The sequence below is a fragment of the Tepidibacter hydrothermalis genome (assembly GCF_029542625.1).
In the GTDB taxonomy this organism is placed as follows: Bacteria; Bacillota; Clostridia; order Peptostreptococcales; family Peptostreptococcaceae; genus Tepidibacter_A; species Tepidibacter_A hydrothermalis.
On the sequence record NZ_CP120733.1, the window covers coordinates 3,504,654 to 3,520,464 of the forward strand.

The 15,811-nt window shown below is 30.5% G+C and carries 11 protein-coding genes, 1 pseudogene and 1 riboswitch; of the genes and pseudogenes, 2 read left to right on the forward strand and 10 right to left on the reverse strand.

The window, feature by feature from the left end; genetic code table 11:
• Positions 1 to 33: 33 nt before the first annotated feature.
• Positions 34 to 1,122 (forward strand): site-specific integrase, encoded by a 1,089-nt coding sequence (locus P4S50_RS16575; protein ID WP_277731949.1) that lies wholly within the window; start codon positions 34 to 36, stop codon positions 1,120 to 1,122.
• 81 nt (positions 1,123 to 1,203) lie between these two features.
• Here P4S50_RS16575 and guaA read toward each other — a convergent pair whose 3' ends face one another.
• The 4 genes and pseudogenes from guaA to larB form a co-directional block, all read right to left on the reverse strand.
• Positions 1,204 to 2,739 carry a glutamine-hydrolyzing GMP synthase gene (gene guaA, locus P4S50_RS16580; RefSeq protein WP_277731950.1) on the reverse strand — a complete coding sequence of 512 codons (1,536 nt, stop codon included), beginning with the start codon at positions 2,737 to 2,739 and terminating at the stop codon, positions 1,204 to 1,206.
• Between the two features lies 1 nt (position 2,740).
• Positions 2,741 to 4,207 carry an IMP dehydrogenase gene (gene guaB, locus P4S50_RS16585; RefSeq protein WP_277731951.1) on the reverse strand — a complete coding sequence of 489 codons (1,467 nt, stop codon included), beginning with the start codon at positions 4,205 to 4,207 and terminating at the stop codon, positions 2,741 to 2,743.
• Between the two features lie 365 nt (positions 4,208 to 4,572).
• A riboswitch (purine riboswitch) is annotated at positions 4,573 to 4,674 on the reverse strand.
• A 95-nt stretch (positions 4,675 to 4,769) separates the two neighbouring features.
• Positions 4,770 to 5,968 (reverse strand): annotated as a pseudogene (larC, locus tag P4S50_RS16590) (nickel pincer cofactor biosynthesis protein LarC).
• 20 nt (positions 5,969 to 5,988) lie between these two features.
• A complete protein-coding gene (gene larB / locus P4S50_RS16595; protein ID WP_277731952.1) occupies positions 5,989 to 6,738 on the reverse strand; it encodes a nickel pincer cofactor biosynthesis protein LarB in 750 nt (249 codons plus the stop codon).
• 156 nt (positions 6,739 to 6,894) lie between these two features.
• Between larB and rocF the strand changes: the two genes are divergently transcribed.
• A complete protein-coding gene (gene rocF, locus P4S50_RS16600) occupies positions 6,895 to 7,794 on the forward strand; it encodes an arginase (RefSeq protein WP_277731953.1) in 900 nt (299 codons plus the stop codon).
• A gap of 14 nt (positions 7,795 to 7,808) precedes the next feature.
• On the opposite strand, the gene P4S50_RS16605 is transcribed toward rocF, so the two are convergent.
• The 6 genes from P4S50_RS16605 to P4S50_RS16630 all read right to left on the reverse strand — a co-directional run bounded on the left by P4S50_RS16605 (position 7,809) and on the right by P4S50_RS16630 (position 15,791).
• Positions 7,809 to 9,014: a SpoIIE family protein phosphatase gene (locus tag P4S50_RS16605; RefSeq protein ID WP_277731954.1), complete on the reverse strand. Its 1,206-nt coding sequence runs from the start codon at positions 9,012 to 9,014 to the stop codon at positions 7,809 to 7,811.
• Positions 9,015 to 9,512: 498 nt separating this feature from the next.
• Entirely contained in the window at positions 9,513 to 11,144 is a 1,632-nt protein-coding gene (gene groL / locus P4S50_RS16610; protein ID WP_277731955.1) for a chaperonin GroEL, read from the reverse strand.
• Between the two features lie 35 nt (positions 11,145 to 11,179).
• Complete coding sequence (groES, locus tag P4S50_RS16615) at positions 11,180 to 11,464, reverse strand: co-chaperone GroES (RefSeq protein WP_277731956.1); 285 nt, start codon at positions 11,462 to 11,464, stop codon at positions 11,180 to 11,182.
• 234 nt (positions 11,465 to 11,698) lie between these two features.
• Positions 11,699 to 13,189 (reverse strand): cardiolipin synthase, encoded by a 1,491-nt coding sequence (cls, locus tag P4S50_RS16620; protein ID WP_319023192.1) that lies wholly within the window; start codon positions 13,187 to 13,189, stop codon positions 11,699 to 11,701.
• Between the two features lie 3 nt (positions 13,190 to 13,192).
• The gene (locus P4S50_RS16625) at positions 13,193 to 14,071 is read right to left on the reverse strand and encodes a DNA-3-methyladenine glycosylase family protein (protein WP_277731957.1); all 879 of its coding nucleotides are present in this window, start codon (positions 14,069 to 14,071) and stop codon (positions 13,193 to 13,195) included.
• A 157-nt stretch (positions 14,072 to 14,228) separates the two neighbouring features.
• Positions 14,229 to 15,791 carry a BCCT family transporter gene (locus P4S50_RS16630; protein ID WP_277731958.1) on the reverse strand — a complete coding sequence of 521 codons (1,563 nt, stop codon included), beginning with the start codon at positions 15,789 to 15,791 and terminating at the stop codon, positions 14,229 to 14,231.
• Positions 15,792 to 15,811: the final 20 nt, after the last annotated feature.

Consider the following 15,811-nt stretch of genomic DNA (forward strand, 5'->3'; position numbering starts at 1 on the left):
TTTTATACTCAAAATTAAGAAAGGGATGATATAATGCCAACTTATAAAGATGAAAAACGTGGCAGTTGGTATGCCAAATTCAATTATACTGATTGGACTGGAAACATTAAACAGAAATTAAAACGTGGATTTAAAACCCAAAAGGAAGCCAAAGCTTTTGAAAGGGAATTTCTTGAAAAGTCACAAGCAAGTCCTGATATGACTTTTGGTGCATTGGTTGAACTCTACATGGAAGATTGCAAGTCCAGGTTGAAACCTACAACCTATGAAAATAAAGAATATGTAATTGGATTGAAAGTGCTGCCATATTTTAAAGATATGCCTATCAATAGCATAGAACCTGCAACAGTCAGGAAGTGGCAGAATGAATTGATTTCACATGAAAATAACTACAGTCCAACATACTTAAAGACTGTGAACAATCAGCTTTCAGCAATATTCAACTTTGCTTGCAAATATTATAAACTACCTTCAAATCCTGCAAGAATCTGTGGTTCTATGGGGAAAAAGAATGCTGATAATATGAAGTTTTGGACAGTGGATGAATTCAAGCAGTTCATTAAGTTTTCAGATAATCCAATGTATACTGTTATTTATCAAATTTTATTTTGGACTGGAATGCGTATTGGTGAATGTTTAGCTTTAACACTTAATGACTTTGATTTTGAAACAGAAACTGTTTCAATCAATAAGAATTATGCTAGACACCAAAAGCAAGATCTGATCCTAAAACCTAAAACACCAAAATCAAAACGGATCATTACCATTCCCAAATTCTTATGTGACATCATCAATGAATATTTATCAAAGCTTTATGATTATGATCCAAGTGAAAGATTGTTCCCAATAGCAAGAAGCACCATGAATGGTCATTTGGTTAGAATAGCAAAGAAAGCAAAAGTAAAACGAATTAGGGTTCATGATCTTCGTCATTCCCATGCTTCACTTTTAATTGAAGAAGGTTTTTCACCCTTGCTGATTTCTGAAAGACTTGGACATGAAAACATTGAAACTACACTTCAAACTTATTCACATCTTTATCCTAACAAGCATAGTGAAGTTGCTAATAAATTAGATAAAATTAATGATAATTATGACACCACTGAAACACCTGAAAAATAAAAAATGTATCATTCGTGTATCGCAAGCATAAAACAAACCCTGTAAGCCTAACGAAATCAAGGCATACAGGGTTTTGTCATTCTACTCCCACTCAATAGTTCCTGGAGGTTTAGAAGTTATATCATAAACTACTCTATTAACTCCATCAACTTCATTAACTATTCTACTAGATATTTTTTCAAGCACATCATAAGGCATTTTGTACCAGTCAGATGTCATTCCATCAGAAGATGTAACTGCTCTTAATCCTACTAAGTGAGCATAAGTTCTCTCATCTCCCATAACTCCTACTGTCTTAACATCTGGTAATGTTGCAAATGCTTGCCATATTTTATCATATAAATCATTATTTTTAAGTTCTTGCATATATATATCATCAGCTTCTCTTAATATATCAAGCTTGTCCTTAGTAACTTCGCCTATAACTCTTATTCCAAGTCCTGGTCCTGGGAATGGATGTCTAAATATTAAATACTCAGGAATTTCAAGTTCAAGACCTAATCTTCTAACTTCATCTTTGAATAAAGATCTTAATGGTTCTATTATTTCAAACTCTATATCTTCAGGTATTCCACCTACGTTATGGTGAGATTTTATAGTAGAGGCTCCACTTTCACCTGCTCCACTTTCTATAACATCAGGATATATAGTTCCTTGAACTAAGAAATCCATCTTTCCTAATTTATTAGACTCTTCTTCAAATACTCTTATAAATTCTTCTCCAATTATTTTTCTCTTAGCTTCTGGCTCAGATACTCCTGATAATTTGCTTAAGAATCTGTCTTGAGCATTAACTCTTATTAAGTTCATCTTGAACTCTTTTCTAAATATCTGCTCTACTTGATCTCCTTCATTCTTTCTAAGTAAACCATGATCTACGAATATACAAGTAAGATTATCTCCTATAGCTTTATGAACTAAAACTGCAGCAACTGAGCTGTCCACTCCTCCACTTAGAGCACATAATACTTTTTTGTCTCCTACTTTTTCCTTTATTTCTTTTACTTTTTGATCTATAAAAGAATCCATAGTCCAGCTTCCGTTTAAATTACATACTTCGAATAAGAAGTTCTTTATTATTTCATTTCCCTGTATAGAATGTTCAACCTCTGGATGGAATTGTACTCCATATAATTTCTTTTCTTCATTTTGAATTGCAGCTACAGGGCAATCATTAGTGTGTGCAATTATTTCAAAACCTTCTGGTGCCTTATCTATTAAGTCTGTATGACTCATCCAAGTTATATTTTTAGAGTCTACCCCTTTAAATATTAAGCTCTCTTTATAGTTTATTTCAGTTTTTCCGTACTCTCTTTTATCTCCTCTTCTAACATTACCGCCTAGAGTATGAGACATAATTTGAGCTCCATAACATATTCCAAGTATAGGTATATTCATTTCGAATATTTCTTTAGATATTTTAGGTGCACCCTCTGCATATACACTTGAAGGTCCTCCTGTGAATATTATACCTTTAGGATTTTTTTCTTTTATTTTTTCTAGAGAATAAGTATATGGAATTATTTCGCAATATACATTACAATCTCTAACTCTTCTAGCTATAAGTTGGTTGTATTGACCTCCAAAGTCAACTATTAATACTAATTCTTTTTCCATATTAATTCTCTCCTTGTGCACTGTAATTTGGCGCTTCTTTAGTTATAGTTACATCATGAGGATGACTTTCTTTAAGTCCTGCTCCTGTTATCTTTGTGAATTTACCATTTTCCATTAATTTATCTATAGTAGGTGCTCCACAATATCCCATACCAGATCTTATTCCTCCTGCTAATTGGAATAATATATCTTCAACGTTCCCTTTGTAAGCTACCATTCCTTCAATACCTTCAGGTACTAATTTTCTAGATCCTGTTTGGAAGTATCTATCTTTAGATCCTTTTTCCATAGCTCCTATAGATCCCATTCCTCTATAAGCCTTAAAAGATCTTCCTTTATATATTATATTCTCTCCTGGACTTTCTTCTGTTCCAGCAAACATAGATCCCATCATTACAACAGATCCTCCAGAAGCAATAGCCTTAACTACATCACCTGAGTATTTTATTCCTCCATCTGCGATTATTGGAACTCCATATTTTTTAGCAGCCTCATAACAATCCATTATAGCTGTTACTTGAGGAACTCCAATTCCAGCTACTACTCTTGTTGTACATATAGATCCTGGTCCTATACCTACTTTAACACAGTCTGCACCAGCTTGTATTAATTCTTCTGTAGCTTCATAAGTTGCTACGTTTCCAGCTATAACTTGAAGATCTGGATATTTTGATTTTATCTTTTTAACTCCCTCTATAACTCCTCTTGAGTGTCCATGAGCTGTATCTAAAGTTACAACATCAACCTTAGCTTGTACTAAAGCTTCTACTCTTTCCATCATATCGTGAGTTATACCTATAGCAGCTCCACATAATAGTCTTCCACCTGAGTCTTTAGCTGAATTAGGATATTTTACTTTTCTTTCTATATCTTTTATCGTTATAAGTCCTTTTAAACAACCATCTTCATTTATTATAGGAAGTTTCTCTATTTTATTTTGTCTTAATGTTTTTTGAGCTTCCTCAAGAGAAGTTCCTTCTTTTGCAATTATTAAATCTTCTTTTTTAGTCATAACATTTTCTATTTTTCTAGAAAAATCTTCTTCAAATCTTATATCTCTATTAGTTATTATTCCGATTAGTTTATTATTATCATCTACTATTGGAACACCAGATATTTTATATCTTCCCATTAATTCATCTGCATCTTTTAAAGTATGTTCTTTACTTAAATAGAAAGGATCTACTATTAATCCATGTTCACTTCTTTTAACTTTATCAACCTCTAAAGCTTGTTCTTTAATCGTCATGTTTTTGTGGATTATTCCTATTCCACCTTCTCTTGCCATCGCTATAGCCATCTTAGATTCAGTTACTGTATCCATACCCGCACTCATTAACGGTATATTTAATTTTATTTTTTTAGTAAGATATGTAGATAAATCTACATCACTTGGTAGTACATCCGATTTTTGAGGAATTAATAATACATCATCAAAAGTTAACCCTTCTTTTACAATTTTACTCATTTTAAATCCTCCTCTATTTAGTATATTTTAAAAAAATAAGAGCTCTAAAACGTCTCTTATTTGAATCTTTTCATATGTGTTTTTAGGTAAAAAAAATTCGTCTAATGCTACCGCATTGACTCATGTCGCCAACGAGTCCTACGGACTCCGTTGCTCAAAATAGTTGAAATTGTAGTTTCTTAATCTAAGTTAACCACAATTTCATTTTTTATAATGCTATTAGCATATAAAAAAAACAAGGACTTATATAATAATTTCTTATGAAAGCGAAATTATTATATAGGTCCTTGTATATCTATATTTATTTAATAAGCCAACTCATAGGGATACTCTCAGCCTACAAACCCACTTCTTTATAAATAAATAGCCTATAAATAATCACGCATAGTCAGGAGTTTTAAGGTCTCCCGGTAGATACTCTCAGTCCATATCACTGAGTATATATGAGTGAATCTTGTTTTAACTTATGCTATATAATTTATCAAATTTCTTTTTTATTGTCAATAAAATTTAATATACATCAGCATTTTCCAAATATTCTGTCGTTTGATAAACTTTATCATCACATATTTAAATGAGTTTTCACTTCATAATTTATATTATCATATACATCTTTTAATGGAATATTATATTTTTGAGCTATAATTTTACACTCTTCATACTCAGGAGTATATTTTACTATTTTATCTTTATAATATGCAATTTTTATAGATATATTACCATAAGTTGTTTTTAAATTTATAAATTTTCTATCTAAAGTTTCTCTTTTTAATTCATTAAACCTAATACCAAATGTTGTAGTTTCTTTTAATATAAATTCTATTATTTTATCTAAGTTTTCCTTTTCACATAATACAGCTAATTTAGTTGCTGGCCTATTCTTTTTCATATAAATACTTTGAGTGTATATATCTAACGCACCCATATTAAGTATTTTTTCATATAAGTAAGAATATATCTCTGAGCTCATATCATCTATATTAGCATTTATCTCATATACTATGCTCTCTTTTTTTTTTGACCAAGTATAAGTCTTAACATATTAGGTATCTCAAACTTCTTATCTCCCATTCCATATCCTATAGAATCTATCTTAAATTCTATATCATCTAAAAATTCATCACTTAAAGTCTTAACAATAGCTGCTCCTGTTGGAGTAGTTGTCTCCCCTTTTACAGAATTTATCTTAACCTTAGCTTCTTTTAATATTTCAATTGTAGCAGGTGCTGGAACTGGTATTATTCCATGGTCGCACTTTACAAATCCACTTCCCAGTGGCACTGATGAACAATATATTTTGTCTACATCAAGCATATCTATAAGTATTGCACATCCGACTATATCAACTATAGAGTCAGTTGCCCCAACTTCATGAAAATGAACCTTATCAATTGTGCTAGCATGAACCTTTGCCTCAGCTGTAGCTACTTGCATAAATATATTTTTAGCTATTTCTTTAGCTCTATCAGTAATATCAGCATCATCTATTATATTGTGTATATCACTTAAATGTCTGTGGTGGTGGTGATCTTCGCCATGGCTATGTTCATGTGTATGTTCTTTTATATTTACACAAACATTAGTACCATTTATTCCATTTTCTTGTTTATTTTTTATAACAATCTCAAACTCATCATTCATATTAAGCTTGTTAATTTCAGTTAAAAATTTATCTTTATCAAGTCCTAAATCTAAAAGTGCTGCAAGAGTCATATCTCCTGAAACACCACATATACAATCAAAGTAAAGTATTTTTTCCATTTTGTCTTCTCCTTTAAACGTTATAATTTATTTATCATACTAGAAAGATATCCAGCCCCAAATCCATTATCTATATTCACAACAGATATTCCCGAAGCACAACTATTTAACATAGTAAGAAGTGCTGATAATCCATTGAAATTAGCTCCATATCCTACAGATGTGGGAACTGCTATTACAGGAACATCGACAAGACCTCCTACAACACTCGGAAGAGCTCCCTCCATTCCAGCTACTGCAATTATAACTCTAGCCTTCATTAAAATATCTCTGTTATTTAAAAGTCTGTGGATTCCAGCAACTCCAACATCATAAAGTCTTTCAACATCATTTCCTAAAAATTTAGCTGTATGATAAGCTTCATCAGCTACAGGTATATCCGATGTTCCTCCTGTAACTACTACTATTGTTCCCTTACCTATATTTTCTATAGGCTTATTCTGAATCTTTATAATTCTTCCTAATTCTTCATATTCACAGTTTGGATATATTTTTTTAAGTTTTTCATAAGTTTCTTTTTTTGCTCTAGTTCCAAGTATATTAGATTTTTTTTCATACATTTTTTCTACTATACCTATTATATGTTCATCAGTCTTTCCTTCGCAATATATAACCTCAGGATACCCATTTCTAATACTTCTATGATGATCTACCTTGGCATAACCCAAGTCTTCAAAAGGTAACGTTTTTAAATCTTCTAATGCTGTATCTACATCTACTTTTCCTTCCTTTATATCTAAAAGTAGACTTTTCAAATTGTTAATGTCCATTTTTCCACCTCTATTTTAAACTATATTTCAAATTTTATTGAATATTTTATTTTTTTAGTCATTTTTCTTTTTGCTAAAAATATGTAATAATTATAATATAATATAATTTTAACATACTTTTTGCAAATATTTTAACGTACTTAGGAGGTTTTTTAGATGAATGTAAATTTAATAGGAATTCCTTTATTCTACGGATGCGATAGAAAAGGACCTGAAACCGCTCCCGATTTATTAAGAAATAATGGAATCGAATCTATTATAAGTAAACATGGTTATACCGTTTATGATTTAGGTAACCTTTATGTAAAACCAGAAACAGATGATAACAAATTTAAATCAAACACTAATATGAAATATCTAGATTCTATTGTAGATATAAATACCAATCTAGCTCATACGGTATATTCTTCACTTGAATCAAACAGTTTTCCATTCATGCTTGGAGGAGATCACTCTCTAGGCCTTGGTAGCATATCAGGTGTTAGCAAGCACGATGATAACTTCGCAGTTATATGGATGGATGCACATGGAGATATAAATACTCACGAAACATCTGAAAGCGGAAATACCCACGGTATGCCACTTGGAGCTTGTATGGGATTTGGTCATGAGAAATTAACTAACCTATATTTCAAAGGTCAAAAGGTAAACCCTAAGAATGTATTTATATTAGGAGCTAGAGATCTAGATAAAGGAGAAATGGATCTTATAAATCAAAATGATCTTAATGTTTACTCTCCTGAAGATATGAAATCAAAAGGTCTTAAAGAAATAGTATCTTCTATCATAAATACTCTAAGGCAAAATAATATAAATAGAGTTCATTTAAGCTTTGATATGGACTTTATAGATTCTAAGTTCGTTCCAGGTACAGGTACTCCAGTAGACAGCGGATTTGATATTGAAGAAACTAAAACTGTACTAAAAGAAATATTAGAATCTAGTTTAGTTAAATCTATAGACTTTGTAGAGTTCAACCCTAATTTAGATAAAGATGATACAACTTTAAATTTAGCTATAGACTTAATAGACTTTATGTTTGAAAACTTAAAATAGGCTTATTAGGGATGCTATATTTGCATCCCTAATATACATATATCATCTTCATACTCTTGATCTTCTTTAAATAATACCAACTCTTCATTTATATCATCTATAATCTCATTTATATTTTTATCTAATCTACTATTTATTATTTCATAAACTCTATTATTAAATTCACACCCAGAATTATTTTTAGTTTCCATTAAGCCATCTGTATAGAATAAAATTTTATCTCCTTGTTTTAATTTAATTTTGTGCGTTTTAAATTCTAATCCATCAAATACCCCTAACATCATGCCTTCACTTTCTTTAATCTCAACAACCTCATTATCCCTTATAATCAATGGATATGGATGAGAACATCTTATATATGTAAACTCTCTAGTCTTGTTATTATATACTCCATAAAAAGCTGTTAAATACATATTCTCTGCTACATTTAATATTTTGTTATTTATATTCTCCATCAGCTTATCAGGTGTGTATAAAAGATCTTTACTAGTTTCAAGTATAGCCTTTACCATTGTAGTTATCATAGCAGCAGCTATTCCATGTCCAGATATATCACTTATAAATATACCAACATTATCTTCATCTATATTTATAAAGTCGTACAAATCCCCTCCAACCTCATACAACGGGTTGTAAACTGCTGTTAATTTTACTCCATTATATATAGGAGTTTTATATGGTATAAGACTTTGCTGAACATTTCTAGCAATAGATAATTCCTTTTTTATTTTATCGTTATAGTTTTGTATAATTTTATTATTTCTTTCAAGCTCTAATTTGCTATTTTCAATCTCAGTTATATCATCTAATATTACAAGTACCATGTCTTCATCATTATAAGTCATATGTTTTGTTGTAAACTGAAGATGTTTATTTATAGAACTATCTTTAATATAAAAATTTCTATTCATAACCTGCTTTAAAGTATTCTCCTTATCTTGAAAAGCTCTGTTTATTGCTGTTCTTACACAACACTTACCACAGTTTGAAGTATTGCCGCAGTCCTCATCCTCTTCAACAGTATAAATACATCCTATAACATTACCACACAACCCATTTAATATCTCACTATCCTGCTTATTAAATAATACCTTAAACGTATCATTAAACTCTTGTATTCTAACATTCTTATCAACTAAAAATATAGCCGAAGTTATATTTTCAAATAAATTATTTAAAAAAGTATTAGACTCTTTCAGCTGATTTATAGATAATTTCATTCCTATCACCCCTAATAATTATCATAGCTTATTTTAACACATTAAAAAACACTTCTTTTCACTTTTTATATAAAGAAGTGTTTTTAGGTATATATAAATTTAGTTTTTACTTTTGAGTATTTTTTCTAAGTACATTGACTTCTTTAAAGTTCATCTATTATAATTCTTAAGTTATCTTCATCAATTTTGAAATCTTTTGTTTTCTTTTTTATAGATCTAAAATTCAAAATGTACTTATAAAAATAAATGGTATTAAAATGTTAGAGAATGATTTAAATATTTTGTATAAAACTTGTATTACAGCGTTTGAATATCCGTTAAGAAAGTTCGTTGTCTAACCAAAGGGAGTTTAGAACTTTTAGGATATTCAATAAGATGTAATGCTTAGTTTTATTAAAAATATTTAACACATGAACGGTATTTTGATACCATTTATTTTGTGTTCAACCACCAAACTTCATCAAAAACAAAAAAAGAAGACCAAAAGGTCTTCTTTAATTACATCATTGGCATTCCGCCACCCATTCCACCTGGCATAGCTGGCATAGGATCATCTGATTTAATATCAACAACAGCTGCTTCTGTTGTTAAGAATACAGCAGCTACAGATGCTGCATTTTGAAGTGCTGATCTTGTAACCTTAGTAGGGTCTACAATTCCAGCCTCTATCATGTTTATATAGTTTTCATTAAGAGCATCAAATCCGATTTCAACATCAGAATTTTTAACCATCTCAACTATAACTGCTCCTTCAAGTCCACAGTTAACAGCAATTTGCTTTAATGGCTCTTCAAGTGCTTTTCTTATTATCTTAGCACCAATTTGTTCTTCACCTTCAAGAGTTTCAATTAAATCTTCAACTGCAGGTATAACGCTAACAAGTGCAGTTCCTCCACCTGATACTATACCTTCTTCAACAGCTGCTCTCGTAGCATTAAGAGCATCTTCTATTCTAAGTTTCTTCTCTTTAAGCTCAGTTTCAGTAGCAGCTCCAACCTTGATTACAGCTACTCCTCCAGCAAGCTTTGCAAGTCTTTCTTGTAATTTTTCTTTATCAAACTCAGAAGATGTTTCTTCTATTTGAACTTTTATTTGATTTACTCTATCCTTAATCTCTACTTCATTACCAGCTCCATCTACTATTGTAGTAGTTTCCTTAGTAACCTTAACAGTAGCAGCTCTACCTAACATAGATAATTCAGCTTCTTTTAAATCAAGTCCTACTTCTTCAGATATAACTTGACCTCCAGTAAGTATAGCTATATCTTGAAGCATAGCTTTTCTTCTATCTCCAAATCCAGGAGCTTTAATAGCTACAACTTCGAATGTTCCTCTTAATTTGTTAACTACTAAAGTTGCAAGAGCTTCTCCCTCTACATCTTCAGCTACTATAAGAAGTTTTTTACCTTGTTGTACTATTTGCTCAAGTACTGGTAATATCTCTTGTATATTGTTTATTTTCTTATCTGTAATTAATATATATGGATTATCTAAAACAGATTCCATTTTCTCAACATCTGTTACCATATATGGAGATAAATATCCTCTATCAAACTGCATACCCTCAACTGCATCAAGCTCTGTTAACATAGTCTTAGACTCTTCAACAGTTATAACTCCATCCTTACCTACTGTTTCCATGGCATCAGCTATAAGCTTACCTACCTCTTCATCTCCTGCAGAAATAGCAGCAACCTGAGCTATAGATTCTTTATTCTCTATATGTCTTGAATTTTCATGTAACTTAGCAACAGAAACTTCTACAGACTTTTGAATTCCTTTTCTAATAAGTATTGGATTAGATCCTGCAGCTACATTCTTTAATCCTTCTCTAATTATAGCTTGAGCTAAAACTGTAGCTGTAGTCGTTCCATCTCCTGCTACATCATTAGTTTTAGTAGCAACTTCCTTAACAAGCTGAGCTCCCATGTTCTCATATGCATCTTCAAGTTCTATCTCTTTAGCTATAGTAACACCATCATTAGTTATAAGTGGTGATCCGAATTTTTTATCTAATATAACATTTCTTCCCTTTGGTCCTAGAGTAACCTTCACAGTATCTGCAAGCTTATTAACACCTTTTTCTAATGAACGTCTTGCATGTTCAGCAAATTTGATTTCTTTAGCCATTAAAAACCCCTCCTATTTTATGTATCATTTATAATCTATTCTACAATCGCTAATATATCATTTTGTCTTAATATAGTATACTCTTCGCCTTCTAATTTAACCTCTGTTCCAGCGTATTTAGAGAATATAACCTTATCTCCAATCTTAACTTCCATTTTAATTTCTTTACCATCTATAACTCCACCAGGTCCTACTTCTACAACCTCGGCCATTTGTGGTTGCTCCTTTGCACTTCCTGGTAAAACTATACCACTTTTAGTTTTTTCTTCTGCTTCTAATTTTTTTATAACTACTCTATCAGCTAATGGCTTGATTTTCATTATAACCCCTCCTCTTATATATACATTGCATTATTTTCCTTTTAGCACTCACCCTGTATGAGTGCTAATCATAATTATAATATACCTAACTTACACTTATATTTCAAGTATTTTAATAAGTATTTATTTACTTTTTTCACTGATTTTCGTAAATATATTGTAGCCTAGTGTCTTTAAGTAAAATACTTAGCAAAAAAAACAAAAATTATTCATTTGAAATGAATAATTTTTATTTTACAACACAGCTGAGAATAATCTTGCAGCTGATTCTTTTATTTTTTGAACTACCGATCTATTCATATAATCTTCATATTTTATCTCTTCGCTATTTTTTATATCTTCCATAAAGTCCTTCTCAAGTCTTTTAGTGACCTTCTCATCATATATAAATCCATTTACTTCAAAATTAATCATAAAGCTTCTAAGATCCATATTAGCACTTCCCACAGAGCATATATCATCATCTATTATCAATATCTTTGAATGCATGAACCCTTTTTTGTATAGATATACTTTTCCTCCTGTTTTTAATATCTCTTTAAAATACGAAGATGATGCTAGATGAACTATTTTGTGATCTGCTATTTGTGGAAATATTATTCTTACATCCACACCACTCAAAGCTGCCGTTTTTAAAGCCATCAATACACTTTCGTCAGGTATAAAATAAGGCGTTTGTATATATATTCTCTTTTTTGCTTTTGATATAGCGCTAAAATAAGCTTGATGTATTACCTCCCAATCAGAATCAGGACCACTTGCAGCTATTTGAACTATACTGTCTCCTTTATAAGATATGGATGGAAAATACTGTCCATCAAATATTCTATTTTTGGTAGCAAAATACCAGTCTAGCAAAAATGTAAGCTGTAACATATAAACTGATTCACCCTTTATCTTCATATGAGTATCTCTCCAGAATCCGAATTTTTTATTTTTTCCTAAGTATTCGTCTCCTATATTTATCCCTCCTGTATACCCTATCTTTCCATCTATTATAGCTATCTTTCTGTGATTTCTATAGTTTAATCTTTTATTTAAAAAAGGAATTTTTGATTTTAAAAACGGATATATCTCTATATTATGCTCCCTCATCTCATCGAAAAACTTTCTATCAAACCAAAGTCTCCAACAACCTACATCATCGTAAAGTATTCTAACCTTTACTCCTTCATTTGCTTTTCTTATCAATATTTTCTTTATTTTATTTCCTATTTCTGAATTCTTTATAATGTAGTACTCCATGTGTATATGGTGCTTAGCTTTTCTTAGATCTCTTATCATCTCATCAAATTTTTCTTTTCCATTTGTAAGTATCTTTATATTATTGTTAAGTGTAAATGGAGTTCTTCCGGTATTTAATAATAGACTCATAACTCTCTTTGAATTATCCATGCTACTATCATTGAATATAATATCGTCCCTTATAGCCTGCTTTTCTATAAACAATAGATTGTCAAATTCCTTTATATTATTGAACAAATCACTGACTTTTATATCTGAAAATATCTTCTGAGTCTTAAATATTTTCTTTCGCCTAACATTTTGACCACAGAGTATATATATTATAAACCCACCTATTGGAAATACTACAAAAAGCAACAGCCATGCTATTGTTTTAGAAGGATCTCTATTCTCTAAGAATATTACTAACGATACTAATACTGCAGATATGGTGAATAATATTCCAAGTGCCCACATTATAGTGTCTATTATGTCAATCACCTCCTATTTTTTTCCTATACCAAGCTCCCTTGCATAGTAAAATAGATATTGTTGAGCAAATCCAGATAGATTTGAAAATTTATTTATACCATATTCTCTTATTTTCTTTAAGCTAAGATTTTCATCTACATAAAATTCTTCCATAACTCTCTTAACCCATACATCTACTGGAAATGTATCGTACTTTTCCATAGAGAATAACATTATACAATCTGCAACTTTTGGTCCAACTCCACAAAATTGTAAAAGTCCCTTCTTACACATATCTGTATCTAAATTCTTATATTTATATATATCTTCATTATCATTTTTTATTATAAAAGTTGTATCTTTTATATATTGATCTCTAAATCCAGTTCCACATTCTCTTATTTGTTCTTGTGTCAATGAATTCATCTTTTCAATAGATGGAAAAGCATAATGCTTCTTTCCTTTATATTCTCCTATATATTCTCCATAATTCATAGATAAATTTTCTATTGCCCTTTTTATCATAGATATCCTGTTATTAGCTGATATTATGAATGATATCAATATTTCCCATTCATCTTGATTGAGTATTCTTATCCCATATCCAAACTTTACAGCTTCATTTAAGTATTTGTCCATTTTAGATAATTCTTCTTTTATTTTAGAATAATCTCTATCTAAATCAAAATACTTATACCATATATTATGAAAATCTTCTAGATTTGTATTATTAAAATACACTAAATTATCTTCTTTTTTTATATTAAGTATTTTTTTAAACGCTACTCCAGTATAAGATCCATCTTCTTCTTCATTCCATCTAAAACATTGACCACACTCAAATATATGCTTAGGATCAAAGTCTTTCATATCTTCAACTATAACTGAATTATTTTTTTCATATATTTTCATAAATTTTCCTCTCCTCACTATGTATATATATATTTAATTTACCCAAAAAACATATTTTTAAATTTAGTTATTTAAATTTTATACAACAAAAAAGACAAAAAAATACCACATTCTCATAAAAGTAACCTACAATGAGAATGTGGTATTATTTTAATTTCTATACTATATCTTTAAATTCATCAATCACTACTTTTTGTTTTAATTTATTTTCTTTAATATCTGATTTCACCATCTTCACAAAAGAGAATCCAGTCATTATAACTACAATACAAACTGGAATACCAAATACTAGCGAAGCCGTCTGTAAAGTTTTTAAAGGACTTCCAAGCAAGATAAATCCAATAGGGATAAGAGCCAAACTAAATGCCCATACTAATCTAAGCCATCTTATAGGTTCACCATCTTCTCCTACTTTTGTTTGAGAATTAGCTGCAAGAATATAAGAAGCAGAATCATAAGAAGTAGCCATAAATGTAACACTAAGAACTACTACTAAAAATATAATTAATTTCCCTAGAGGTAACGTTTCTAATATCGAAATAATAGTTTGTGGTCCGCCTAATTTGTTAAGTGTAGCTACTACATCTAATTTTCCAGAAAGTTGAAGGTCTAATCCATAGTTACCTAAAATAGCAAAGAAAAGAACACACCCAGCTGACCCATAAACTAAAGACCCCATTACCATTTGTTTAATAGTTCTACCTTTTGAAATACGAGCAATAAACATACCTAAAAACGGTGCATACGCAGCCCACCATGCCCAATAAAAAACTGTCCAACTTTGAGGAAACATTGACTTACCAGCCGGATCAAGCCATGTACTCATTCTAAAGAAATTTGTAGCTACAACACCAAGTGAAGTTGTTCCCATTTCAATTATAAATATAGTATTTCCAGCTAGAAAAACAAATAAAATAATCCCTAAAGCCAATACTACATTTAAATCACTAAGAACTTTTATTCCTTTCTTTAATCCAGAATAAGCACTAATTCCAAAAATACATGTTACAAGAAATAGTATTCCTATTTGAAGACCAGGAGTTTCTTTAAGTCCAAATACTCTCGAAAGACCTGCGGTTACTAGTGGTGATCCAAGACCTAAACTTGTAGCAACACCACCAACAATACCAAACACGAATGAAATATCAATTAATTTTCCAACAATTCCATCAACTCTATTTCCTAATAAACCACGACAAGCTTCACTTAACTTTAAAATATTACCTTTTCTAACAAAAATAATATATCCAACAGCGCAACTTGTTACAGAATAAATTGCCCAAGCCATAGGTCCCCAGTGGAATATACCATATGCTGCTGCCATTTCAGCAGCTTGCCACGAACCTACTTCAACTCCAAGTGGCGGAGCTTTATAATAATAAACCCACTCGATAACTCCCCAATATACAACTCCAGCTCCTACACCAGCACAAAATAACATTGCCGACCAAGAGAAAGTGCTAAACTCTGATTTTTCTCCTTCATCGCCTAATACTATTTTCCCATATCTACTGAAAGATACCCAAAAACAAAACATTAAACAAAACAAACCAAACAAAATGAAGAAACTACCAAATTTAGTTATTATAGCATTATTAATTAAGCTAAGTACCGCTCCACTTCTTTCTGGCATAATAATAATAGGTAATGCAACAGCTAGTAAAGCTATTAAAGCACCGAAAAAGACAGTTTTATCTATTTTAACTTTGTTTATATCCATTAATATTCCTCCTTATAATA